This is a genomic window from Streptomyces eurocidicus (genome assembly GCF_002891295.1).
Classification (GTDB): domain Bacteria; phylum Actinomycetota; class Actinomycetes; order Streptomycetales; family Streptomycetaceae; genus Streptomyces; species Streptomyces eurocidicus.
This window is the reverse complement of record NZ_LGUI01000010.1, coordinates 178,648-202,689: the sequence shown is the minus strand read 5'-3', so window position 1 is coordinate 202,689 and position 24,042 is coordinate 178,648. Positions and strand designations below refer to the sequence as shown.

Genomic DNA, 24,042 nt, shown 5'->3' with positions numbered 1-24,042 from the left:
CGGACGCCCGCCCCGGACCGTGGGCAGGGCCCTTCGGTCCGGGGCGGGCGGGCACGCCCCTCACGCCCGCCGTCCCACCAGCTCCCGCAGCACGTCCTCCAGGGTGACCAGGCCCGCCAGGCGGTTGTCCTCGCCGATGACCGCCGCCAGGTGCGTGCCGGTGCCGCTCATCGTTGTGATCACGTCGTCCAGCGGGGTCGACGCCCGCACGGTCGCGATCCGGCGCATCCGCTGGAGCGGGAACGGCAGGTCGCGCGGCTTGGCGTCCAGCGCGTCCTTCACATGCAGATAGCCGAGGATCCGGCCCGCGCCGTCGATGACCGGGAAGCGGGAGAAGCCGGACTCGGCGGACAGCCGCTCCAGCTGCTCCGGGGTGACCCCGAGCCGGGCCGAGACGACCCGCTCGACGGGCGTCACCACGTCCATGACCGGACGGGTGCCCAGCTCCAGGGCGTCCCGCAGCCGCTCGGTCGAGCGGTCGTCGAGCAGCCCCGCCGCGCTGGAGTCGGCGACGATCCGGGCCAGCTGGTCGTCCGAGTACGTCGCGGCGACCTCGTCCTTGGGCTCCACCCGCATCAGCTTCAGGAGCCCGTTCGCCAGCGAGTTGATGGTGAACACCACCGGGCGCAGGGCCCGGGCCAGGGCGGCCAGCGGCGGGCCGAGCAGCAGCGCGGTGCGCACCGGCTCGGCCAGCGCGATGTTCTTCGGCACCATCTCGCCGAAGAGCATGTGCAGATACGTGGCCACGGCCAGCGCGATCACGAAGGACGCCGGGTGGACCAGCCCCTCCGGCACGCCCACCACGTCGAAGAGCGGCGTCAGCAGATGGGCGATGGCCGGTTCGGCGACCACACCGAGCACCAGCGTGCACAGGGTGATCCCGAGCTGGGCCGCGGCCATCAGCGCCGAGACGTGCCGCAGGCCCCACAGCACGCTGCGGGCCCGCCGGTCGCCCTGGTCGGCGTACGGCTCGATCTGGCTGCGGCGCACCGAGATCATGGCGAACTCGGCACCCACGAAGAAGGCGTTGACGACGAGCGTCGCCAGGCCGATGAGCAACTGGACGAAGGTCATCGGCCGGCCTCCCCGTCCGTCGCGTCCGGGCCGCCCGTGCGGGGCGCCGTGAGCCGTACGCGCGCGGCGCGCCGGCCGGAGGCGTCGACGACGTCGATCCGCCAGCCGGCCACCTCCACGGTGTCGCCCTCGGCCGGGATCCGGCCGAGCTCGGTGGCGACCAGGCCGGCCAGCGTCTCGTACGGCCCGTGCGGTGCCCGCAGCCCGATGATCTCCAGTTGGTCGGTGCGGGCCGCGCCGTCCGCGTCGTACAGCGGGCGGTCCTCGGCGTCCGTGCCGGCCGGTGCCAGGTCGGGCAGCTCGTCGGGGTCGTGCTCGTCGCGCACCTCGCCGACGACCTCCTCCACGATGTCCTCCAGGGTGACGACCCCGGCCGTGCCGCCGTACTCGTCGATCACGACGGCGATGCTCCGCCGGCCGGACAGCCGGTCCAGCAGCCGGTCCACGGTCAGCGACTCCGGTACGAGCAGGGGCTCGCGCAGCATCGCGGTGACGGGGTGGTGGGGGCGGCGCTCGGCGGGTATCGCCAGCACGTCCTTGATGTGCGCGATGCCGATGACGGTGTCCAGATTGCCGCGGTACACCGGGAAGCGGGACAGGCCGGTCGCGCGGGTGGCGTGCGCCACGTCCTCCGCGGTGGCCTGCGCATCGAGCGCCGTGACCTGGACCCGCGGGGTCATCACGTTCTCGGCCGTCAGCCCGGCCAGGCTCAGGGTCCGCACGAACAGCTCGGCGGTGTCCGCCTCCAGCGTGCCCTCCTTGGCGGAGTGCCGGGCCAGCGCGGCCAGCTCCTGCGGGCCGCGCGCGGTGGCCAGCTCCTCGGCGGGCTCCAGGCCCATGCGGTGCAGGGCGCGGTTCGCGGTGTTGTTCAGATGCCGGATCAGCGGCCCGAACGCGGCGCTGAACGCGCGCTGCGCCCCGGACACCTTCTTGGCCACGGGCAGCGGGCGGGAGATCGCCCAGTTCTTGGGGACCAGCTCGCCGATCACCATCAGCACGACGGTGGACAGCACGGTGCCCAGGACCAGCGCCGTCGAGGCCGCCGCCGAGGCGCCGAGGCCGAGCGCCTCCATCGGCCCGGTGAGCAGGGCGGCGATGGACGGCTTGGAGATCATGCCGATGATCAGGCCGGTGACGGTGATGCCCAGCTGGGCGCCGGAGAGCTGGAAGGTGAGGCTGCGGGCGGCCTTGAGGGCGCTGTCCGCGCCGCGGTCGCCGTTCTCGGCGGCCCGCTCCAGCTCGGCGCGCTCGACGGTGGTGAGCGAGAACTCCGCCGCGACGAAGACGGCGCAGGCCAGGGTGAGCACCAGGGCCGCCACCAGGAGGAGCACTTCGGTCATCGGTTCACCTCCGTCCCATGGTCGGGCAGAGGCGGGTGGGTCGCGCGGTGTCGGCTACTGGGAGGCTCGCCCATGGGCGGACGCTCACACCTTTCAAACGGGGGGTACGCGTGGGTACCGGGTGGCAATTACTGCCTACCATGGTAAAGGACCAGCAAAACGGCAGGTCGCCGCAGCCGGGGCCGGCAGCTCCACGCCGCCGGCCGGTCAGGGGCCGGTCAGGGGCCGGTCAGGAGCCCCGCAGCTCCTCCAGCACCGGCGCGAACGCCTCCAGGTTCGGCTCCAGGACGGTCAGATAGCTGAAGCCGAACCGCTCCCGGTGGGCGCGCACCTGGTCGGCGATGTCCTTGACGGAGCCCGCCAGGACGACCGGGTGCTCCAGCACCTCGTCCTCGGTGAGGTCCGGGGTCTGCCCGGCCAGCTTGCGCGCCGTGGCACGGCGGTCCGCGCCTGTGGCCACGACCTGCACCAGGATGTTCAGCTCGGCGGGCGTCTCGCGCCCGGCCGCGAAGCTCCGGTAGAGGGCCATCCGCTCGTCCATGACGGACGGGCTCAGCAGGCTCAGCGCCCCCGAGTCCGAGGACGCGGCCCCGCTGAACGCCGCGATGTCGGCGTGCCGGGCGGCCAGCCGCAGCATGCGCTTGCCGTTGCCGCCGAGCAGCAGCGGCGGGCGCGGCGCCTGCGCGGGCGACGGGGCGTGCCCGGGGTCGGTCAGCAGCCGGTCGAGCTCCGTGACCATGTGCTCCAGGTGGTCCACGCGCTCGCGCGGCGAGCCGAAGGGCAGCCCCGCCCGGTCGTGCTCCTCCTTCACATAGCCCGTGCCGAGACCCAGCTCCAGGCGCCCGCCGGTGAGCTGGTCCGTGGTCGCCGCCTCGCGGGCGAGCAGGGCCGGGTTCCACAGGCCGGCGTTGAGCACCAGGGTGCCCAGGCGCGGCCGCTCGGTCGCCTCGGCGGCGGCGACCAGCGAGGGGAAGGGCGCGGGCATGCCGAGGTGGTCGGGTACGAGGATGACGTCGTAGCCGAGGGACTCGGCCTTACGGCACTTCTCGCGCCACTGCGCGGCGGAGCCGGGCGTGAGCATGTTGACGGCGAAACGGAACGGTCGTGTCATCGGATCCCCCAGGACGACGGTGGTGCGGACAACTTACCGGAGGGTGGCTCCGGTTAGTCCGGTGCGGCCCGCCGGTCCTCGCGGAGGCGTGTGTTCATGATCCGCATTTCCCGCCGTTCGCCCGGAAACGCCGTGATCCAATTCACGGGGGAGGGGGCGCCCACGGCGCGCGAGGCCGTACGAGGCCGCTTGAGGAGACGAAGACCGTGCGGAGCCGCTCACGGCGAACGGGGGTCCTCCGGCCCGGCGGCCGGGCGCCGTGCCGTGCCGAGCACGAACACCGACGCGGGCAGCGGAATCCGGCTCTCCGGCACCCGCAGCCGCCGGTACGCGCCCACCTCGAACCCGGCGGCCGAGATCGACCGCAGCGGGTCCCGCGCCGTGTGGCAGCCGCCGCACAGGGTCGGCCACACCGTCGCGTCCAGGATCCGCTGAGCGGCCGCCGGCACCCGCCCCGACGCCCGCCCGTGCTCGAAGAAGCGCAGCTCACCGCCCGGTTTGACGACCCGTCGCAACTCCATGAGGGAGCGCCGGACGTCCCGGACCGAGCACAGCACCATCGACAGCACCGCGGCGTCGAACGCCTCGCTCTTCACCGGCAGGGCCTCCGCCGTGCCCGGCACCACGTCCACCGGCACACCGGCCCGCACCGCGGCCTCCACGGCCAGTCTGCGCAGCCGCCGTTCGGGCTCGATCGCCACCACCTCGGAGACGGTCTCCGGGTAGTACGCGAAGTTCAGCCCGTTGCCCGCGCCGATCTCGATCACCCGGCCGGACAGCCCGGCCAGCAGCTCCCGCCGGTGCGCGGCGACACCGGCCCGGACGTCGAGGCGGGGACTGAGGGCGGCGTAGACGCGGGAGAAGACCGGGTGGTGGACGGGGTCGTTCGAGGGGCTGGGGCGAAGCGGCATGGCACACCCTTTCGTGAAGGGAACCGACGGCTACCGCGATTGTTCCCGCGACGGGGGGCTTTTCCCCCTTCCCGAACGGGGCTCCGCCCCGGACCCCGGTCCTCAAACGCCGGACGGGCTGAAAATCAGCCCGTCCGGCGCTTGAGGACATTCGGGAAGGGGCGGGGCTGGGGATCACCCCCTGTACGGGCCCGCCGCGTACTCCGAGGCGAACCGCTCCGCCGTCCACGTCCCCGACAGGTCCGCGCCCAGCCACCCCGGCGCCGCAGCGCGAAACGCTTCGGGACCCAGCGCGCCCGCCCCCTCCGGCACCGCGCCCAGCAGCGGTGCCCCCGCCGCCCCCGGAAGGTCCGCCAGGTTGCAGCGGGTCGCCAGGTCGGGCTCGGCCGGCCAGCTGCCGATGACGACGCCCGCGCAGGCCAGCCCGCGCGAGCGCAGCGCCTCGCCGGTCAGCGTCGTGGTGTTGAGCGTGCCCAGCCCGGCCTGGACGACGACCAGCACCGGGGCGTCCAGCAGCCCCGCGGCGTCCGCGAGCGTGGCGCCCGCCTCGTCCAGCCTGACGAGCAGTCCGCCCGCGCCCTCGACCAGGACCAGGTCGTGCGAGGCCGCCAGTTCCCGTGCCGCCTGCGCGATCTCCTCCGGGCCGACCGGCGCGAGGCCCGCCCGGCGGGCCGCCGTGTCCGGGGCCAGCGGCTCGGGGAAGCGGGCCAGCTCGGCACCGGTCACCGGGCCCGCCAGCCGCCGCACCTCCGCGACGTCACCCGGCTCCCCGGGGGCCACACCGGTCTGGGCCGGCTTGAGCACGGCCACCGAGCGGCCGGCGGCCAGCGCGGCGGCCGCGACGGCCGCCGTGACCACGGTCTTCCCGACCTCGGTGCCCGTCCCCGTGACGACCAGTACCGACATGAACATCCCTCCGTCGTTCTTCGATTCCCGGGCCGGTGGGCGGCCCCGGGCTCAGCCCGCCCGCGCGGCCGCCCGGACCCCCGCGCAGATCCGCGCGACGTCCTCGTCGGTCGTGATGTAGGGCGGCATGGTGTAGATCAGGTCCCGGAACGGCCGCAGCCAGACCCCTTCACCGACCGTGGCCGCGGTGGCCGCCGCCATGTCGATCCCGTGGTCGAGCTGGACGACGCCGATGGCGCCGAGCACCCTGACGTCCCGTACGCCGGGCAGGCCGGCGACGTCCGCCAGGCCGGCCCGCAGCCCGGTCTCGATCCGTGCGACCTCCGCCCGCCAGTCCTGGGACAGCAGCAGGTCGATCGAGGCGTTCGCCACGGCGGCGGCGAGGGGGTTGGCCATGAACGTCGGGCCGTGCGCCAGCACCGGGACCTCGCCCCGGGAGATGCCGTCCGCGACGCGCGGTGTGCACAGCGTCGCCGCCATCGTGAGGTAACCGCCGGTCAGCGCCTTGCCCAGGCACATCACATCGGGGGTGATCCCCGCGTGGTCGGCCGCGAACAGCGCGCCCGTACGGCCGAAACCGGTCGCGATCTCGTCCAGGACCAGCAGCACGTCGTGCGCGTCGCACGCCTCCCGCAGCACCCGCAGGTAGCCCGGGTCGTGGAAGCGCATGCCGCCCGCGCCCTGCACCACCGGCTCGACGATGACCGCCGCGAGCTCGTCGGCGTGCCGGCCGATCAGATCCCACAGGTGCCGCGCGTACGCCGGGTCGGTGCCGGCGTCGAAGCCCTCCGGCGGGGTGTCCGCGAAGAGCTGCCGGGGCAGCGCCCCCGACCACAGCTCGTGCATCCCACCGTCCGGGTCGCACACCGACATCGGCTGCCAGGTGTCCCCGTGGTAGCCGCCGCGCCAGGTCATCAGACGGCGCTTGGCGGGCCGGCCGAGGGAACGCCAGTACTGCAGGCACATCTTCACGGCGACCTCGACCGAGACCGATCCGGAGTCGGTGAGGAAGACGTGCTCCAGCCCCTCGGGGGTGATCTCCACCAGCCGGGCGGCCAGCCGCACGGCGGGCTCGTGGGTGAGCCCGCCGAACATCACATGACTCATCCGCCCCAGCTGCGCCTGTGCGGCCTCGTTGAGCACCGGGTGGTTGTAGCCGTGGACGGCGGACCACCACGACGACATCCCGTCGATCAGCTCCGCCGGTTCCGGCCGGCCGGCGACGGGCTCGGCGAGCCGCAGCCGCACCCCCGACGCGGAGGCGACGACCAGCGGCTCCTGCCGGCCCGGCATCGGGCCGTAGGGGTGCCAGACATGCTGCCGGTCGAGGGCGAGCAGCTCACGGGGGGTGAGATCAGGCATTGGGCGGCAGGTCCGTCCCCGCGCCGCGGCGGCGCACGGCGACCAGGTCCGTACGGACCTCACCGGCGGGCGCCGGCACCTCGGCGGGCGCCGGAGCGGCGGTCCCGGTGGCCGCGGCGGACTCGGCGCCGCCGTCACCGCACGGGCCGCAGCCGCCACCGCCGTGCCCGCCGCAGGCGGAGCCGCCGGCCTCGGCGAGCGCGTCGGCCCGGTGCTGCGGGAGCGTCGTGGTGCCCGCGCCCTCCACCTCGAAGCCCGCGTCCTCGATCATCGCGAGGTCGGCCTTGCCCTCCTGGCCCTCACTGGTGAGGTAGTCGCCCAGGAAGATGGAGTTGGCCAGGTGCAGGGCGAGCGGCTGCATCGAGCGCAGGTGCACCTCGCGGCCGCCCGCGAGCCGTACCTCGACGTCGGGGCAGACGAAGCGGACCATCGCCAGGATGCGCAGCGCACGCTGCGGGGTGAGGTTCCACTCCTTGGCCAGCGGCGTCCCCTCGAAGGGGATCAGGAAGTTGACCGGCACCGAGTCGGGGTCGAGCCCGCGCAGCGAGAAGACCACGTCCACCAGGTCCGCGTCGCTCTCGCCCATGCCCGCGATCAGGCCGGAGCAGGCGGACATGCCCGCCGCCTGGGCCTGCTGCACGGTCTCGACCCGGTCCGCGTAGGTGTGGGTCGTGGTGATGCCGCCGTAGGTGGCCTCGGAGGTGTTGAGGTTGTGGTTGTAGGCGTCGGCGCCCGCCGCGCGCAGCCGCTCGGCCTGCCCGTCGGAGAGGAGGCCGAGGCACGCGCAGACCTCGACGTCCTCGTTCTGCTCCTTGATGGCCTCGATGGTCTTGGAGACCCGGTCGACGTCCCGGTCCGTCGGGCCGCGGCCGCTGGCCACCAGGCAGACCCGCTTGGCGCCGCCGGCGACACCCGCGGCCGCCGCCTTCGACGCCTCGTCCGGCTTGAGCCAGGTGTACTTCAGGATCTCGGCCTTCGAGCCGAGCCGCTGCGAGCAGTACGAGCAGTCCTCGGGGCAGAGCCCGGACTTGAGGTTGACCAGATAGTTGAGCTTCACTCGGCGCCCGAACCACCTGCGGCGCACCTTGCCCGCGGCGGCCACCACATCGAGCAGCTCGTCGTCGGAGGTCGCCAGTACGGCGAGCGCCTCTTCGCGGGTCGGCAGCTCCCGCCGCAGCCCCTTGTCCACCAGCGTGTTCAGCAGGTCCATGGCGGAGATCCTTCCCCACCCCCACCACCCTGGGCCAGGGAGGAATCACACAACACCGGGTGTTCGAGGTGTGTGTATTGCCACACCCTGACCAGGCGGGACCGGGGCTAGGTTCTAGGAAGATCCCATGTGCTCTGGTGGGACCGTACAGAAGGCGACCCCGTTCACTACGAAGATCGCCACAGCGGCGCGGCCCGGGGAGCGCGCCGGGGCGCGGCAGGGGACGACACGACGCGAAGGGCGGCAGATGGCTCCGCTGGCTCAGGACCCGTTCGACTGGATCGACCGGCACCACGCGCGACGCCGTGCCGCCGGGCTTGTGCGGACCCTTCGCCCGCGCCCCGCCGACCCGTCCCTGATCGACCTGGCCGGCAACGACTACCTGGGCCTCACCCGCCACCACGAGGTCACCGCCGCGGCCGCCGCGGCCGCCCGCCGCTGGGGCGCCGGCGCGACCGGCTCCCGGCTGGTGACCGGCAGCACCGAACTGCACGCCCGCCTGGAGGCGGAGCTCGCGGACTTCTGCGGCTTCGAGGCCGCGCTCGTGTTCTCCTCCGGGTACACGGCCAACCTCGCCGCCGTCACCGCGCTCTCCGGGCCCGCGGACGCGGCCGGGCCCGGGCCCTTGCTGGTCTCCGACGCGGGCAACCACGCCTCGCTCATCGACGGCTGCCGGCTCGCCCGCGCCGGGACGGCGGTCGTCCCGCACGCCGACCCGGAGGCGGTCCGCAAGACCCTGGAGGCCCACGGGGGCCCCGCCCTCGCCGTCACCGACTCCGTCTTCTCCGTGGACGGCGACGCCGCGCCGCTCGCCGCCCTCGCCGACGCCTGCCGCGCGCACGGCGCCGCGCTCCTGGTCGACGACGCGCACGGGCTCGGCGTCCTCGGCGACGGCGGCCGCGGCGCCCTCCACGCGGCGGGTCTCGCGGGCGCCCCGGACGTCGTCGCGACCGTCACCCTGTCGAAGTCGCTGGGCAGTCAGGGCGGTGCGGTCCTCGGCCCCGCCCGGGTGATCCGCCACCTCGTCAGCAACGCCCGCACCTTTATCTTCGACACCGGCCTCGCCCCGGCCGCCGTCGGCGCGGCCCTCGCGAGCCTCGAGGTGCTGCGCCGCGAGCCGGAACGGGCGGCCCGCGTCCGGTACGTGGCCGGCGAGCTCCACCGCAGGGTGACCGCGGCGGGCCACCTGTCCGTACGCCCCGACGCCGCCGTCGTGTCCGTACGGGCGCCGTCCCCGGAGGCCGCGGTGGCCTGGGCGGCGGACTGCCGGGCCGAGGGGCTCGCGGTGGGCTGCTTCCGGCCGCCGTCCGTGCCCGACGGCGTCTCCCGGCTGCGGCTGACCGCCCGGGCGGACCTGTCGGACCGGCAGATAGCGGAGGCGGCCGCCACGGTCCTGAGGACCGCGCCGGCCGCCTGAGTGCTCGGAGCCGCGCTGTTCGGGGACCACCCGGGCCCGCCCGCCTGCCGCGCGGGTCCGCCCGGGCCGTTCGACGCCGTGCCGTCCGGCATATGGTGCGACGGGTCGCTCGGGGCCGCTCGCTCAGTGACCGGCGACGGGGCGGAGCGCCCCTTCGCTCAGCCCTCCGACGAACGAGGACCAGACGGCCGGGGTGAACAGCAGGGCGGGCCCCGCCGCGCGCTTGGAATCGCGCACGGCCAGGAACCCGGGGGCCGGCTCCGCCGTCTCGACGCAGTTGTTCATTCCGGTGCTGTGGCTGCTGCGCCGCCACGCTGCGGCGCCCAGGGTCGATGTAGAGGGAACGTACCGAGGCATTGCGGACATGGTGCCTCCTTACGCGCCGTCGTTGATCCCGGCGATGAATTCCAACGAGTTCTCGTGCGAGAGGGCGTGCGCCTGCAGCGTGGTGAATGCCGTGACGTACGCCCGGAGGTCTTCTTTCCGCTCCAAGTAGAGGCTACTCGTCAAGTGGTCGAGAACAACCACATCCAGATCAGCAATGCGCGGAAATGAGAAGATAACAAAAGGCCCGGTGATACCGAGATGACCACCACTGGTGAACGGTAGAACGTGCAGCCGCACATGCCGCTGCGCTCCCGTCTCCACCAGGTGCCGCAACTGCCCGGCCATCACCTTCCGCCCGCCCACTTCATGGCGCAGCACCGCTTCGTCCAGCACCGCGCACAGCTCCAGCGGCTGCCTGCCGCGCAGCACCGACTGCCTCGCCATGCGCACCCGCACCAGCTCCTCCACCTGTTCGGCGGGTGGATCGTGCAGGGCCGCGCGGGTGACGGCACGGGCGTAGGCGGGAGTCTGCAGCAGCCCCGGCACCACCGTGGTCTCCAGGGTCCGTAAGCGCGACGCCTCCGACTCCAGGCTGATGAAGTCCAGATAGGCCGGTGGCAGCAGATTGCGATAGGCGTACCACCAGCCCCGGCGGGCGCCTTCGGCATCGGCCGACCCGGCCCCGCACAGCGCTCCCAGCAGGGCTCGCAGCTCGGTGTCCGTCACTCCGTAGGCGTCCAGCAACAGGGCCACGTCCGTGGACTTCACCCCGCTGCTGCCCGTCTCGATCCGGCTGACCTTCGACTGGTGCCAGCCCACCGCGCGCGCGGCCTCCAGGCTCGTCAGCCCGGCGAGCTCGCGCTGGCGGCGCAGCTCCGCACCGAGTTTGCGGCGGCGCACCGCGGGTCCGTATCGCATCTGCCCTCCCTACCGCCCGAGGTGATCGAGGTGAACTCCCGGCGGGCGGGGCGAACACGTCACGTCGGTGTCGATAGACCAGTGTGCCGTCCAAATCCGGTCTTCCGTCGTAGAGTTCACCGCTTCGGGCGACAGATATATGCATATCTCGGTGGATCGCTCACATCACTGCTGTTATCAGTGGCACTCTGTCGCGAAGAGCCGTCCGAGAACCGCACCCCACTTTCGGCAATCGCCCGCTACGCGATGCGTCGGGATCCGGTCTCGGTGGGAAAGGGACAGGTCATGGCCGACCATCAAGAAGCCACCGTCACTCTGCCGAGCGCCCCCGCCTCGGTCTCCACGGCCCGCCGCTATGTGGCGGGCGTGCTCGCGGACTGGGGGCTGCCGGGGGGCACGGACACCGCCGAGACCGTCCGGCTGATCGTCTCCGAGCTCGCCACCAACGCCGTTCAGCACACCCGGGGTCAGTCGCCGACCTTCACCGTGGACGTCCGGCTCGACCAGGAGCAGCAGTTGCGCATCGGGGTCACGGACAGCCATCCGCGCTTCCCGCGTCGGCTGCCCGCGGCCGTCCAGCAGGACAACGGCCGCGGCCTGGTCATCATCCGCTGTCTCACGGCGGAGTACGGCGGGCGGCTGTTCTTCACCCCGACCTCGGACGGCGGCAAGACGGTCTGGATCTCGCTGCCCTGGACGGCGCAGGTGGTCGCCGAGCGCTGAGCGCTCAGTGCGGCGAACAGGGCCGGGGCCGGCCCCCGCGTGGCACGCGACGACCGGTCCCGGCTCCGGTGGGGCGGGCGGGGCCCGCCGGCGGTCAGTCCACCCGGCCGTAGAGGACGTTGTTCGTCCAGATCCGCTCCAGGCGGACGACGGTGCCGGTCTTGGGGGCGTGCCAGATCTTGCCGTTCCCCGCGTATATCCCGACGTGGTAGATCCCCCGGCCGGAGACGAAGAACACGAGGTCGCCGCGTTCCCGGGCGGCGCGCGGGATGTGGTTGGTCCCGTTGTACTGCTGGGCGGCGGTGCGGGGCAGGGACTTCCCGGCCCGCTTGAAGGAGTAGAGCGTCAGGCCCGAGCAGTCGAAGCGGTAGGGGCCGGTGGCGCCCCACTGGTAGGGGGAGCCCTGTTTCGAGGCCGCGACGCTCAGCGCCGTGGTCGAGACGGACGAGGCTTCCGCTTCGGCCGCGCCGCCGGGCACCAGCACCGTGGCGCCGACGGCGGCGAGTGTGAGGGCCGAGGCTGCGCCGGCCTTGGACAGCTTTGACGGACGTTTGTGCGCGCCCATGTGCCAACCCTTCGTCAGCCGCCTGTGAAGGATGACCTGTCGGGTTCGGGCAGGCGAAGGTTGCCCGGCCGTGTCAACGGCTTCACCCCAAGGGCCGACCGCACTACTCTTGGTCGTCCCACCGTGCTTGGGTCCTCCATCCCCACCGATGAATTCGGTCGACCCGGCATCCAGACAGCGGCGGGGTTCGGCGTCCGCCTGGACCGCCCCGCCGGGATGGCGGGGTCTTGTCGTCGACCGGATCTTGGCGCAGCCCTGGTACGGATGCCGAGCGGAACCAGAGGTATGTGAGCCTGATCACTCCTGGGCGATTCCGGTGGACACGCGGCGATTCGATCATGTCCGGGTTCCCCTGTTGAGGCCCTGGCCTGCGGGCCGTCGGACCTGCTCCGGCGCGGTGTGCGTGCCCGGTTGAAATCGATCACCGCGCGCCGTCTACGACACCGTCCGGCGTCTGCGGGAGCGGTGTTTATCCGCCCGCCGACCAGGGTGCCGCGGGTGCGGGCGGGAGCGTGAGCGGGACAGCGCCCTGGTGCGCCCGCCGCACCCCGGCCGGCACCGGCACCGCCCGCGTCAGGGCGTACCGCGTGCCACTCCCGACGGCCCGGGCCGAACGCCGGTTCGGGCGTGCCGGGCGGTCCCGCGGCGGCGACGACCAAGGTCTGCGCGGCCCGTAGACCGCCGTACGTGTCATGCGCGCGTGCGGAGTTGATCCGGCCCAGAAGATCCCGTAGTTGCAGACGGCAGCCGATCGGTCCGTGCCCGTCCGGGGCGGGGGAGAGGGGTGGGGTGCGAGTGTCCCGTGTCCGCGCGGGCTCCGGGTGACGTTTCCCTGGATCCGGCACCCCTGGCCATGGATGTGCAAAGGGTCAGTTAACGCGTTGGAAAAGGTTCCGCCCTAATCTGCAATCCCTGGTCACCGGAAGAAGAACCCCAGGTCAACAGTGTGTTGAACTCGACTGTGCGCCTGGTGCGTTCGACCGGGACCCCGGTTCGTCAGTGAGGTGGACCCATGCAACTCTCCCCGCACGAGCAGGAACGCCTGCTCGTCCACGTGGCCGCCGACGTGGCGGGCAAGCGCCGCGCCCGGGGGCTGCTGCTCAACCACCCGGAGTCGGTGGCCCTCATCACCGTCCACGTCCTCGAAGGCGCCCGCGACGGCCGCACCGTGGCCGAGCTGATGTCCTCCGGCCGGCAGGTGCTCACCCGGGCCGACGTCATGGCGGGCATCCCCGAGATGATCCGCGAGGTACAGGTCGAGGCCACCTTCCCGGACGGCACGAAGCTCGTCACCGTCCACGACCCCATCGGCTGACGGGGGCACCGCGATGATTCCCGGCGAGATCCTCACCGCCGACGGGCCCGTACGCCTCAACGAAGGGCTGCCGCGCACCCGGCTCACCGTCCTCAACGCCGCCGACCGGCCCGTCCAGGTCGGCTCCCACTACCACTTCGCCGAGGCCAACCCCGGCCTGGTCTTCGACCGCGCCGCCGCGCACGGCAAGCGGCTCTCCGTCGCCGCCGGCACCGCCGTGCGCTTCGAACCCGGCATCCCCGTCGAGGTCGAGCTCGTGCCCATCGGCGGCAAGCGCGTCGTCGAGGGCCTGCGCGGCGAGTGCGGAGGGCCGCTCGATGACTGAGCTCGGCCGCGCCGCCTACACCGAGCTCTACGGTCCGACGGCCGGCGACCGGATCCGGCTCGCCGACACCGACCTGCTCGTCGAGATCGAGGAGGACCGCAGCGGCGGCCCCGGCCACGCCGGCGACGAGGCGGTGTTCGGCGGCGGGAAGGTGATCCGGGAGTCGATGGGCCAGTCCCGCGTCACCCGCGCCGAGGGTGCCCCCGACACCGTCATCACCGGGGCCGTGATCCTCGACCACTGGGGCGTCGTCAAGGCGGACATCGGCATCCGTGACGGCCGGATCACCGGCATCGGCAAGGCCGGCAACCCCGACACCATGGACGGCGTCCACCCCGATCTCGTCATCGGCCCCGAGACCGAGGTCATCGCCGGCAACGGCCGCATCCTCACCGCCGGCGCCGTGGACGCCCATGTCCACTTCATCTGCCCGCAGATCGCCGACGAGGCCCTCGCCTCCGGCGTCACCACGCTGGTCGGCGGCGGCACGGGCCCCGCCGAGGGCAGCAAGGCCACCACCATCACGCCCGGCTCCTGGCACCTCGCCCGGATGTTCGAGGCGATGGAGGGGTACCCCCTGAACATCGGCCTCCTCGGCAAGGGCAACACCGTCTCGTACGACTCGATGCGCGCCCAACTGCGCGCCGGAGCCGTCGGCTTCAAGATCCATGAGGACTGGGGCGCGACCCCCGCGGTGATCGACGCCTGTCTGTCCGTCTGCGAGGAGAGCGGCGCCCAGCTCGCCATCCACACCGACACCCTCAACGAGGCGGGCTTCGTCGGCGACACCCTCGCCGCCATCGCCGGCCGCTCCATCCACGCGTACCACACCGAGGGCGCCGGCGGCGGGCACGCGCCCGACATCATCACCGTCGTCTCCGCCGTCAACGTCCTGCCCAGCTCGACCAACCCCACGCGCCCGCACACCGTCAACACCGTCGACGAACACCTCGACATGCTGATGGTCTGCCACCACCTCAACCCGGCCGTCCCCGAGGACCTCGCCTTCGCCGAGTCCCGCATCCGGCCCGGCACCATCGCCGCCGAGGACGTCCTGCACGACCTCGGCGCCATCTCGATCATCTCCTCCGACTCCCAGGCCATGGGCCGCGTCGGCGAGGTCGTGCTGCGCACCTGGCAGACCGCCCACGCCATGAAGCGGCGGCGCGGCGCGCTGCCGGGCGACGGGCCGGCCGACAACACACGGGCGCGCCGCTATGTCGCCAAATACACCATCAACCCGGCCGTCGCGCAGGGCCTCGACCACGAGATCGGCTCCGTGGAGTCCGGCAAGCTCGCCGACCTCGTGCTGTGGGAACCGGCGTTCTTCGGCGTCCGCCCCCTGCTGGTGCTCAAGGGCGGACAGATCGCGTACGCGCAGATGGGCGACGCCAACGCCTCCATCCCCACCCCGCAGCCGGTGCTGCCGCGCCCCATGTTCGGCGCCCTCGGCCGGGCCCCGGCCGCCAACTCGCTGAACTTCACCACCCAATGGGCCCTGGACGACGGCCTGCCCGAACGGCTCGGCCTCGGCAAGCGGTTCGTCCCCATCCGCTCCACCCGCGGCCTCACCAAGGCCGACATGCGCAACAACGACGCCCGCCCGCGCGTCGAGGTGGACCCCGACACCTTCACGGTCACCGTCGACGGTGACCCCGTCGACCCGCACCCCGTGGCGGAACTTCCCATGGCCCAGCGTTACTTCCTCTTCTGATGGGGGTGGTTCCGACGAGTGCTTCCCCCGGTGTCCTGAACGCCGTGCCCGGGCCGGCGCCGGTCCGCTTCCCCGCGGCCGCCGGGAGTCGCGCCGCGCTCCTCGTCCTCGCGGACGGCCGGTTCCCCGCGGGCGGTCACGCGCACTCCGGCGGCGCCGAGGCCGCCGTCAAGGCCGGGCGGATCCATGACGCCCGGACGCTCGAGGAGTTCTGCCGGGGGCGGCTGCACACCGCCGGGCTCACGGCCGCGGCCCTCGCCGCCGCCGCGGCCGCCGGCCTCGACCCGCTCGGCCTGGACGCCGCCGCCGACGCCCGCACGCCCGCGCCCGCCCTGCGGGCCGCGGCCCGCAGGCTCGGCCGCCAGCTGCTGCGCGCCGCCCGTGCCACCTGGCCGTCCCCCGAGCTGGACGCCCTGGCCGCCGCCCGGCCGCGCGGCGCCCACCAGCCGGTCGTCCTCGGCCTCGCCGCGCGCGCCGCCGGCCTCGGACCGCTGGACGCCGCGCTCGCCGCCGCCCACGAGACGGTCAGCGGCTCCACCACGGCGGCCGTACGGCTGCTCGGCCTCGACCCGTTCGACGCGACGGCCGCGCAGGCCCGCCTGGCACCCGAACTCGATCATGTGGCGACCCGGGCCGCCGAGGCCGCGCTACGGGCCCTGAGCGAGGGCCCGGACGCCCTCCCGGCACCCTCGGCGCCGCTCCTGGACATCATGGCGGAGCAGCACGCGGCCTGGCCGGTACGGCTCTTCGCCTCGTGACGGGCGGGCGCGGCGCCCGTGCCCCCCGCCGACCCCGAACCCTCGAACCCCCGCACCCCCGACCCTCCGGAGACCCCCGTGCACCTCGACCACGCCGACGGCTACCCCCATCGGCACACCTACAGCGCCGCCGACCCCCACCGCGCCGACGGCACCCGCCGTGCCCTGCGCATCGGACTCGGCGGGCCCGTGGGCTCCGGCAAGACCGCGACCGTCGCCGCGCTCTGCCGCGAACTGCGCGACGGCCTCTCGCTCGCCGTCGTCACCAATGACATCTACACCCGTGAGGACGCCGAGTTCCTGCTCCGCAACGCCGTCCTGCCGCCCGAGCGCATCACCGCCGTGGAGACCGGGGCCTGCCCGCACACCGCGATCCGCGACGACATCTCCGCCAACCTCGAAGCGGTCGAGGACCTGGAGGACGCGGTCGGCCCGCTGGACCTGATCCTCGTCGAGTCCGGCGGCGACAACCTCACGGCCACCTTCTCCAAGGGCCTGGTCGACGCGCAGATCTTCGTCATCGACGTCGCGGGCGGCGACGACATCCCCCGCAAGGGCGGCCCCGGCGTCACCACCGCCGACCTGCTCGTCGTCAACAAGACGGACCTCGCCCCGTACGTCGGCGCCGACCTGGACGGCATGGCGCGCGACGCCGCGGCCCAGCGCGGCGACCTGCCCGTGGCCTTCACCTCCCTCGTCACCGAGGGCGGTGTGACACCCGTGGTCGAGTGGGTGCGCGCGCGGCTCGCGGACTGGGCCGCCAGGCCGTGACGGCCGCCGCCCCGCGCCCCGGTGCCGGGGTCCGGGCCACCGCCCGGATCGTCGCCGCCGCGGACGGCCGGGGCGGCACCGCGCTGCCCGTCCTCGACGGCGCGGGCCCGTTCGCCCTGCGCAGGCTGCGGCCGTACGGGCCCGGGGCGCGGGTCGCGCTGGTCGGGGCGATGAGCGCACCGCTCGGCGGCGACCGGCTCGCCCTCACCGCCGAGGTGGGCGACGGCACCGCGCTGACCTTCACCACCACGGCCGCCACCCTCGCCCTGCCGGGCCGCACCGGGGAACCGGCCACGTACGACACCCGGATCGAGGTCGGCGAAGGCGCCACGCTGCGCTGGCTGCCGGAGCCGCTGATCTCCGCGCGCGGCAGCGATCTGCGGACGACCACCCGGGTCGACCTCGCGCCGACGGCCCGGCTGGTGCTGCGGGAGGAGCAGATCCTCGGGCGGGCGGGGGAGGAGCCGGGGCGGCTCCGGTCCCGGCTGACCGTCCGCCGGGCCGGGCGGGTCCTGCTCGACCAGGAGCTGGCGTACGGGCCGGGGGTGCCCGGATGGGACGGCGGGGCGGTGCTGGGCGGCCACCGGGCGGCCGGTCAACTGCTCCTCGTCGACCCGGCCTTCGAGGCCCGCCCGATGGCGTCCCGGGTGCTGGGCGGGGGCGCCGCGCTGCTGCCGCTGGCCGGTCCGGCCGTGGTGGTGGGCGCGGTGGCGCGGGACGGCCTGGAGCTGCGCGGGGCCCTGGACCGGGGGCTGGAGGAATGCGCCGGGGAATACCGTGATGGGGGCTTTTGGGGGCAGGAGTGGTGAACAGCGCCACGTGTGCCGCTTTTTATGACGTCATCCTTACGAATTAGTAAAGAAACACCCGTACGACCTGTTGTATGTGGCATGGGAGACGGAAGGATCCCGGCAAGCAGTGCATTGCGATCACGCCGCTCCAAGCGGCGCACTCAGCAGGGGGATTCCTACGTGAGAGCTACATCCATACTCGGCGCGGCCGGCACTCTGGTGACCGGCGCGCTGGTGGCCGGGTTCCTGACCGCCCCGGCCGCCAGCGCCGGCGAGCGCGTGCCGGGCGGTGCCGCCGAGGCGCGCGGTGCACGCATAGCCGCCGAGCGCGCGGCCAAGACCGGCGTCAAGTGGCAGGACTGCCCGGCCTCCTGGGGCCTGGAGAAGCCGATCCAGTGCGGCTTCGTGCGCGTCCCCGTCGACTACGCCAAGCCCGACGGCCGCACCATCGAGATAGCCGTCGACCGCGTGCGCTCCACCGGCACCGCGGACGAGCGCCAGGGCTCGCTTATCTACAACCCGGGCGGCCCCGGCGGCTCCGGCATGCGGTTCCCCAAGCGGATCACGACCAAGAGCCCGCTGTGGACCAAGACCGCGAAGGCGTACGACTTCGTCGGCTTCGACCCGCGCGGCGTGGGCCACTCCGCGCCGATCTCCTGCGTCGACCCGCAGAAGTTCGTCGGCGCCCCCAAGGCCGACCCGGTGCCCGGCAGCGAGGCCGACAAGCGCGCCCAGCGCAAGCTGGCCCGTGAGTACGCCGACGGCTGCGCCGAGCGCAGCGGCGACCTGCTGCCGTACCTCACCACCCTGAACACGGCCCGCGACCTCGACGTCGTGCGCGCCGCGCTCGGTGAGAAGAAGCTGAACTACCTGGGCGTCTCCTACGGCACCTACCTCGGCGCCGTCTACGGCACCCTGTTCCCGTCCCACGTCCGCCGCATGGTCGTCGACAGCGTCGTCAACCCGGCCACGGACAACATCTGGTACGAGGCGAACCTGGAGCAGGACGTCGCCTTCGAGGGCCGCTTCAAGGACTGGGAGGCGTGGGTCGCCAAGCACGACGACGCCTTCCACCTCGGCAAGACGCAGGCCGAGGTCCAGAAGGGCTGGGAGAAGATCCGGGCCACCGCCAAGAAGAAGCCCATCGGCGGGGTCGTCGGCCCGGCCGAGCTGATCAACTTCTTCCAGAGCGCCGCGTACTACGACTCCTCGTGGGTCCCGGTCGCCGAGACCTGGAGCAAGTACGTCGCCGGTGACGAGAAGCCGCTGATCGCGGAGGCCGGCCCGGACCTCGCGGACAAGGCCGGCAACATCGACAAGGAGAACAGCAACGCGGTCTACACCGCGGTCGAGTGCGCCGACGCCAAGTGGCCCACCAGCTGGAACAAGTGGGACCGGGACAACACCCGCATCCACAAGAAGGCCCCGTTCATGACCTGGGCCAACGCCTGGATGAACCTCCCCTGCGCCACCTGGAAGGCCCCGCAGCAGACGCCGGTCGAGGTCACCACGCACAAGGGCCTGCCGCAGACCCTCATCGTGCAGTCCGACCGTGACGCCGCCACCCCGTACGCCGGCGCCGTCGAGCTGCACAAGCGCTTCCGCGGCTCGCGCCTGATCACCGAGAAGGGCGCCGGCTCGCACGGCGTCACCGGGCTCGTCAACCCCTGCATCAACACCCGGGTCGACGCCTACCTCCTCGACGGCAAGGTCGATGCCAAGGACGTGACGTGCGCCCCGCACGCCGTCCCGGCGCCGAAGGCCGCCGCGGCCAAGTAGCCCTGGGCGTAACGGAACACAGCACGACATAGCGAGCCTCACCCCGGTCCGGTAAGGGCCGGGGTGAGGCTTTTCTGCGTAGCGGGTGGCGTGGCGCGGCGGGTCGCGGTGCGGTCGCGGACTGATCACGATTCGAACAGACCTCGCGGTAGGGCTTGTTACCGGCGGTACGTTTCGCCGGTCCGTCCAGACCTCAGGGGATACATGCGCACCAGCACCGTCATAGCCGTCTGCCTCGTCGCCGCGCTGCCGCTCACCGCGTGCGGCACCGAGACGAAGGACAAGCCGTCCGCGAGCGCCACCGCCTCCTCGGCCACCACGGGGGACAGCCCCGAGGGCGGGGTCCAGCCGATGGGCAAGGGCGCCCCGACCGTGGGATCGGGCGGCGTGGGACGCCTCGAAGTGACGCCCACCAGCGTCGTCTACGCGAACAAGGCGATGGCCGACAAGCCCACCAACGGCCTCTTCGTCATCGTGTCCGTGCGGGACCGCCCGACGTCGGCGTCGGCCGTCGCCGAGACGGCCCCGGCCCAGCGGGGCGGCTGGCAGTGGGTGGCCGCCGACGGCCAGGCCGTCGGCGCGGGCGACGGCAACGCCGCGAACGTCTTCCTCAGCGGCTTCGACGCCGGCGGCCCCATCCCGGCCGGCACCGCCAAATGGCGCGCCAGGACCTTCGACATCAACGAGCACCAGCGCGGCGGCACCCTCGTCTACACCGACGGAGAGGGCAAGACCTTCCGCTGGGAGATCCCGGCCAAGGACTCCGGCCCCCAGGTGACCGAACTGAAGAAGAGGCTCGCGGGCTGAACCACGGGCCCGCGCGGGACCGCTCGTACGGATTGCCCGCCGTCGCCGCCCGCGGGCCTTCCCGCAGGCCGGTGGCGGCACAGGCGCCCGGGGCCGGTCCGGGTGGTCGGGTGGTGGTCGTCGTGGCGGTACGGTGTGCGCCTGCCCATGGGCCCGTCCGGGTGGGAGTGCGCCGCCGTCCGGGGGACTCCCCGGTGCGGCCGCTTGCCCCGCGGCCCCCGCGCGCGATGGCCTGGTACCGGGCATCCCCGCGCCCCAGGAGGCATCGCATGTCCGTACGCACCCCCGTGGCCGTCGCGACGACCGCCACCGCCCTCCTCTGCCTCGCCGCGGGCCCCGCGACGGCGGGCGAGCCCGAACGCGGGCGGCTGCTCCTGACCGTCTCCGGCGCGCGGAACACCTGGATCCGGGGCGTGCAGCTCGCCTGCCCCGAGGCGGGCGGCCACCACCCGCACGCGGCCGCGGCCTGCGCCGACCTCCAGCGGGCCAACGGTGAGCCGGACGCGCTCGCCGGCGAGGGCCACCTGTGCACCAGGGAGTACGACCCCGTCACCGCCGCCGTGGAGGGTGACTGGAACGACCGGCCCGTCGTCTGGCACAAGACGTACCCCAACGCGTGCGGGCTCGACGTGGCGACGGGAGCGGTGTTCCGCTTCTAGCCGGCGGACGCCCCGGTGCCCGGGCCCCGTGTCACGTCCCCCGTGCCACCAGGGTGCCTATCGTCATCAGCATCAGCACCACCCAGGTGAACCACAGCCAGCCGTCGCTCCCGATGGTCACCGTGTAGGCGGTCACCGTGACGAGTCCCCCCACCGTCAGCCCCGTCATCGCCTTCGCCGATCCGGGCATGCCCGCACCTCCTCACGGCGGCCCGACGCGCGGACGCGAGAGGGCCGCGGCCAGAAGACCATCGTCTCCCGGCCGCGGCCCTCACCGCCATACCCGTGCCCCCGGGTGTGCCCCCGGCTCAGCGCCCGCGCGCCTGCAGCGAGGCCAGGTAGGCGTTGTACTCCGCCAGCTCCTTGTCGCCGTTGCGGTCCGCGGCCCGGTCCGAGCGCCGCGACTGGCGCTGCTCGGAGCGGTACCACTGGTAGGCCAGCGCGAGCAGCACCACGACCGACGGGATCTCGCTGAACGCCCACGCGATGCCGCCGCCCGCCTGCTGGTCCTCCAGCGCGTCGATGCCCAGCGAGGCCGGCGGGTGCATATACGTCTTGATCATCGGCTCCGTGCCCATCATCAGGGCGATGCCGAAGAACGCGTGGAAGGGCATGCCGGCGAACAGCTCCAGCATCCGCATCACATAACCCGGCCGGTGCGGACCCGGGTCCACGCCCATGATCGGCCAGAAGAACACCAGGCCGACCGCGAGGAAGTGCACCATCATCGCGATGTGCCCGGTCCTCGACTCCATGAGGAAGTCGAACAGCGGTGTGAAGTACAGGGCGTACAGGCTCGCGATGAACAGCGGGATCGTGAACGCCGGGTGGGTGATGATCCGCATGTAGCGGCTGTGCAGCAGCGCCACCAGCAACTCCCGCGGGCCCTTGCGCCCGCGTCCCGCCGTCGGCAGCGCCCGCAGCGTCAGCGTCACCGGGGCGCCGAGCAGCAGCAGGATCGGGGAGAGCATGCTGATCACCATGTGCTGCACCATGTGCACGCTAAACATGACCATGCCGTAGTCGTTCAGCTTGGTACACATCACCAGCCACACCGTCAGCACGCCGAGCACGAACGCGACCGTACGGCCGACGGGCCAGGCGTCACCGCGCATCCGCAGCCGCACCACACCCCAGCCGTACAGGGCCAGCCCCAGCAAGCAACCGATCATGAAGAACGGATCGCCGCTGAACTCCAGACCCCGTCCCAGCGTGAACGGCGGCATGTCCATCATCATGCCGTGCCCGCTGTGATCCATCCGCGTCTCTCCCATTTCGTACCGATGCGCCGGGACCAGAGTAGAGCCGCCCCCGGCCGGAGCTCCGGCCGGGGGCGGTACGGCGAGGTACGCGAAGATCACTTCACAGGACGCACTCGACCTCGGCGTAGCGCTCCGCCGGAACGGTCTTCAGCCGCTCCACGGCCGCCGCCAGCGGCACCAGGGTGATGTCCGTGCCGTGCAGCGCCGTCATCATCCCGAAGGCCCCGCGGTGCACCGCCTCCACGGCGTGCCAGCCGAAGCGGGTCGCCAGCACCCGGTCGTACGCGGTGGGCGTGCCACCGCGCTGCACATGGCCGAGTATCACCGGGCGGGCCTCCTTGCCGAGGCGCCGCTCCAGCTCGACGGCCAGCTGCCGGGCGACGCCCGCGAACCGCTCGTGGCCGTAGGAGTCCGTGTCGCCGGTCTCGAAGGCCATCGAGCCCGCGCGGGGCTTGGCGCCCTCGGCGACCACCACGATCGCGAAGCGCTTGCCCGCCTCGAAGCGGCGGCCGACCACCTCGGCCAGCTCGTCGATGTCGAAGGGGCGCTCCGGCACGACGATCGCGTGGGCGCCCGCGGCCATGCCCGAGTGCAGGGCGATCCAGCCGGTGTGGCGGCCCATCACCTCCACGATGAGCACCCGCTGATGGGACTCGGCGGTGGTCTTCAGCCGGTCCAGGGCCTCGGTCGACACCCCGACGGCCGTGTCGAAGCCGAAGGTCACGTCGGTCGACGCGATGTCGTTGTCGATGGTCTTGGGGACGCCCACGATGGGCAGGCCGGCGTCCGACAGCAGCCGGGCCGCCTTGAGGGTGCCCTCGCCGCCGATCGGCACGATCGCGTCCAGGCCCAGGTCCGCGACATGGCCGCGGGCCCGCTCGACGCCGTCGCGAAGATCGGCGGGCCGGACCCGGGAGGAGCCGAGGATGGTGCCGCCGAGGGCCAGGATGCCACCGACCGCGTCCAGGTCGAGCTTGCGGAAGTCGCCCTCCAGCAGCCCCCGCCAGCCGTCGTGGAAGCCGATGACCTCGTCACCGTGGTCCGCGACGGCGCGGTGCACCACGGACCGGATGACGGCATTCAGACCGGGGCAGTCGCCACCGGAGGTGAGTACGCCGATGCGCATGACAGGGAACCTTCACAACAGGGCGGGTGACCGGACCCCGTCGTCCGGCTGGATCCCCGCCACCATACAAGCGAGAGGTGGCGGGGGGACACAGCCGTCCGTCATCCGGGCGCGCGTACGGCCCCGGTCCGTCAGGAAGGCTGGCTGGCCGCCGCGATCCGCTCGTTGCGCAGCGCCTCGTACCAGCGGTCGTCCACCGGCGGAAGGGCGTTGACGTCCAGCGCCAGCTTGATCAGCAGGTCCGAGATATGCGGGTTGCGCGCCATGACCGGACCGTGCATGTACGTACCGAAGACGGTGTCGTTGTACGCGCCCTCGGTGCCGTCGCCCGTGCCGTTGCCCTTGCCGATCCGGGTGCGCGCGAAGGGGCGCGCGTTCGGGCCGACGTGGGTGATGCCCTGGTGGTTCTCGAAGCCGGTCAGCGGCGGCAGCCCCAGCCGGTCGTCGATGTCGGCGAGCACGTCGCCGACGCACCGCTCGCCCTCGCCGCGGGTGCTGACGACGTCGAGCAGGCCGAGGCCCTGCTCCCGCTGGCCGAGGTCGTTGATGAACTCATGGCCCAGGATCTGGTAGCCCGCGCAGACCGAGAAGACGATCGCGCCGTTGGCGACCGCCCGGTTCAGACCGCCGTCGCGGCGCAGCCGCTCGGCCGCCAGCCGCTGCGGGCGGTCCTCACCGCCGCCGATCAGATAGATGTCCCCGGAGGTGGGGATCGGCTGGTCGGAACGGATGTCCACGCGCTGGACGTCCAGCCGGCGCTGACGCGCCCGGCGCTCCAGGACCAGGACATTGCCCTGGTCGCCGTAGGTGCTCAGCAGGTCGGGGTAGACCCACACCACCCGCAGACTGTTCTGGCTCATGCTCACAATCC

The 24,042-nt window shown here is 73.1% G+C and carries 25 protein-coding genes and 1 riboswitch; of the genes, 11 read left to right on the top strand and 14 right to left on the bottom strand.

All coding sequences use genetic code 11. From position 1 onward, the window contains the following. Nucleotides 1–60: 60 nt before the first annotated feature. The 7 genes from AF335_RS27170 to bioB form a co-directional block, all read right to left on the bottom strand. Entirely contained in the window at nt 61–1,074 is a 1,014-nt protein-coding gene (locus tag AF335_RS27170; protein ID WP_102921067.1) for a hemolysin family protein, read from the bottom strand. Continuing rightward, nucleotides 1,071–2,414 (bottom strand): hemolysin family protein, encoded by a 1,344-nt coding sequence (locus tag AF335_RS27165; RefSeq protein ID WP_102921066.1) that lies wholly within the window; start codon nt 2,412–2,414, stop codon nt 1,071–1,073. Before AF335_RS27165 ends, AF335_RS27170 begins: the two co-directional genes overlap by 4 nt. Before the next feature lie 229 nt (nt 2,415–2,643). Further along, entirely contained in the window at nt 2,644–3,525 is an 882-nt protein-coding gene (locus AF335_RS27160) for an LLM class F420-dependent oxidoreductase (RefSeq protein ID WP_102921065.1), read from the bottom strand. A gap of 218 nt (nt 3,526–3,743) precedes the next feature. Further along, nucleotides 3,744–4,436, bottom strand: a complete 693-nt coding sequence (locus AF335_RS27155) for a class I SAM-dependent methyltransferase (RefSeq protein WP_102921064.1) — start codon at nt 4,434–4,436, stop codon at nt 3,744–3,746. Between the two features lie 174 nt (nt 4,437–4,610). After that, the gene (gene bioD, locus AF335_RS27150) at nt 4,611–5,342 is read right to left on the bottom strand and encodes a dethiobiotin synthase (protein ID WP_102921197.1); all 732 of its coding nucleotides are present in this window, start codon (nt 5,340–5,342) and stop codon (nt 4,611–4,613) included. Nucleotides 5,343–5,393: 51 nt separating this feature from the next. Next, nucleotides 5,394–6,704, bottom strand: coding sequence for an adenosylmethionine--8-amino-7-oxononanoate transaminase (locus AF335_RS27145; protein WP_102921063.1), 1,311 nt, complete (start codon nt 6,702–6,704; stop codon nt 5,394–5,396). Further along, nucleotides 6,697–7,914, bottom strand: coding sequence for a biotin synthase BioB (gene bioB, locus AF335_RS27140; RefSeq protein ID WP_102921062.1), 1,218 nt, complete (start codon nt 7,912–7,914; stop codon nt 6,697–6,699). The genes AF335_RS27145 and bioB overlap by 8 nt, the downstream gene beginning before the upstream one ends. 256 nt (nt 7,915–8,170) lie before the next feature. Here bioB and AF335_RS27135 point away from each other — a divergent pair, with 256 nt between their 5' ends. Beyond that, complete coding sequence (locus AF335_RS27135) at nt 8,171–9,331, top strand: 8-amino-7-oxononanoate synthase (protein WP_102921196.1); 1,161 nt, start codon at nt 8,171–8,173, stop codon at nt 9,329–9,331. Nucleotides 9,332–9,454: 123 nt separating this feature from the next. Here the strand turns inward: AF335_RS27135 and AF335_RS27130 are convergent, their stop codons facing one another. Further along, nucleotides 9,455–9,697: a DUF397 domain-containing protein gene (locus AF335_RS27130; RefSeq protein ID WP_102921061.1), complete on the bottom strand. Its 243-nt coding sequence runs from the start codon at nt 9,695–9,697 to the stop codon at nt 9,455–9,457. 9 nt (nt 9,698–9,706) lie between these two features. Beyond that, entirely contained in the window at nt 9,707–10,576 is an 870-nt protein-coding gene (locus AF335_RS27125) for a helix-turn-helix domain-containing protein (protein WP_102921060.1), read from the bottom strand. A 285-nt stretch (nt 10,577–10,861) separates the two neighbouring features. Between AF335_RS27125 and AF335_RS27120 the strand changes: the two genes are divergently transcribed. Then, on the top strand, nt 10,862–11,299 hold the full coding sequence (locus AF335_RS27120; RefSeq protein ID WP_102921059.1) for an ATP-binding protein: 438 nt from the start codon (nt 10,862–10,864) through the stop codon (nt 11,297–11,299). Between the two features lie 94 nt (nt 11,300–11,393). Here the strand turns inward: AF335_RS27120 and AF335_RS27115 are convergent, their stop codons facing one another. Next, nucleotides 11,394–11,864 (bottom strand): C40 family peptidase, encoded by a 471-nt coding sequence (locus tag AF335_RS27115; RefSeq protein ID WP_102921058.1) that lies wholly within the window; start codon nt 11,862–11,864, stop codon nt 11,394–11,396. A gap of 4 nt (nt 11,865–11,868) precedes the next feature. Next, a riboswitch (cyclic di-AMP (ydaO/yuaA leader) is annotated at nt 11,869–12,034 on the bottom strand. An 842-nt stretch (nt 12,035–12,876) separates the two neighbouring features. Between AF335_RS27115 and AF335_RS27105 the strand changes: the two genes are divergently transcribed. From AF335_RS27105 to AF335_RS27065, 9 genes are all read left to right on the top strand, one after another. Beyond that, nucleotides 12,877–13,179, top strand: coding sequence for an urease subunit gamma (locus tag AF335_RS27105; RefSeq protein WP_102921057.1), 303 nt, complete (start codon nt 12,877–12,879; stop codon nt 13,177–13,179). A 13-nt stretch (nt 13,180–13,192) separates the two neighbouring features. After that, entirely contained in the window at nt 13,193–13,504 is a 312-nt protein-coding gene (locus AF335_RS27100) for an urease subunit beta (protein ID WP_102921056.1), read from the top strand. After that, on the top strand, nt 13,497–15,218 hold the full coding sequence (locus AF335_RS27095; protein ID WP_102921055.1) for an urease subunit alpha: 1,722 nt from the start codon (nt 13,497–13,499) through the stop codon (nt 15,216–15,218). The genes AF335_RS27100 and AF335_RS27095 overlap by 8 nt, the downstream gene beginning before the upstream one ends. 44 nt (nt 15,219–15,262) lie before the next feature. Next, nucleotides 15,263–15,976 carry an urease accessory protein UreF gene (locus AF335_RS27090; protein ID WP_244927177.1) on the top strand — a complete coding sequence of 238 codons (714 nt, stop codon included), beginning with the start codon at nt 15,263–15,265 and terminating at the stop codon, nt 15,974–15,976. Between the two features lie 78 nt (nt 15,977–16,054). After that, entirely contained in the window at nt 16,055–16,747 is a 693-nt protein-coding gene (ureG, locus tag AF335_RS27085) for an urease accessory protein UreG (protein WP_102921053.1), read from the top strand. Next, nucleotides 16,744–17,556, top strand: coding sequence for an urease accessory protein UreD (locus tag AF335_RS27080; protein ID WP_244927176.1), 813 nt, complete (start codon nt 16,744–16,746; stop codon nt 17,554–17,556). Before ureG ends, AF335_RS27080 begins: the two co-directional genes overlap by 4 nt. Nucleotides 17,557–17,718: 162 nt before the next feature. Further along, nucleotides 17,719–19,317, top strand: coding sequence for an alpha/beta hydrolase (locus AF335_RS27075; RefSeq protein WP_244927175.1), 1,599 nt, complete (start codon nt 17,719–17,721; stop codon nt 19,315–19,317). Between the two features lie 204 nt (nt 19,318–19,521). After that, nucleotides 19,522–20,124 carry a hypothetical protein gene (locus AF335_RS27070; protein WP_102921051.1) on the top strand — a complete coding sequence of 201 codons (603 nt, stop codon included), beginning with the start codon at nt 19,522–19,524 and terminating at the stop codon, nt 20,122–20,124. Nucleotides 20,125–20,393: 269 nt separating this feature from the next. Further along, the gene (locus AF335_RS27065; RefSeq protein ID WP_102921050.1) at nt 20,394–20,783 is read left to right on the top strand and encodes an SSI family serine proteinase inhibitor; all 390 of its coding nucleotides are present in this window, start codon (nt 20,394–20,396) and stop codon (nt 20,781–20,783) included. 31 nt (nt 20,784–20,814) lie between these two features. Here the strand turns inward: AF335_RS27065 and AF335_RS34870 are convergent, their stop codons facing one another. From AF335_RS34870 to AF335_RS27050, 4 genes are all read right to left on the bottom strand, one after another. Further along, on the bottom strand, nt 20,815–20,973 hold the full coding sequence (locus tag AF335_RS34870; RefSeq protein ID WP_170127818.1) for a hypothetical protein: 159 nt from the start codon (nt 20,971–20,973) through the stop codon (nt 20,815–20,817). A 118-nt stretch (nt 20,974–21,091) separates the two neighbouring features. Beyond that, entirely contained in the window at nt 21,092–22,042 is a 951-nt protein-coding gene (locus AF335_RS27060) for a cytochrome c oxidase assembly protein (RefSeq protein WP_102921049.1), read from the bottom strand. 103 nt (nt 22,043–22,145) lie between these two features. Beyond that, nucleotides 22,146–23,171 (bottom strand): 6-phosphofructokinase, encoded by a 1,026-nt coding sequence (locus tag AF335_RS27055; protein ID WP_102921048.1) that lies wholly within the window; start codon nt 23,169–23,171, stop codon nt 22,146–22,148. A gap of 131 nt (nt 23,172–23,302) precedes the next feature. Then, nucleotides 23,303–24,031 (bottom strand): type 1 glutamine amidotransferase, encoded by a 729-nt coding sequence (locus tag AF335_RS27050; protein ID WP_102921047.1) that lies wholly within the window; start codon nt 24,029–24,031, stop codon nt 23,303–23,305. Nucleotides 24,032–24,042 lie beyond the last annotated feature (11 nt).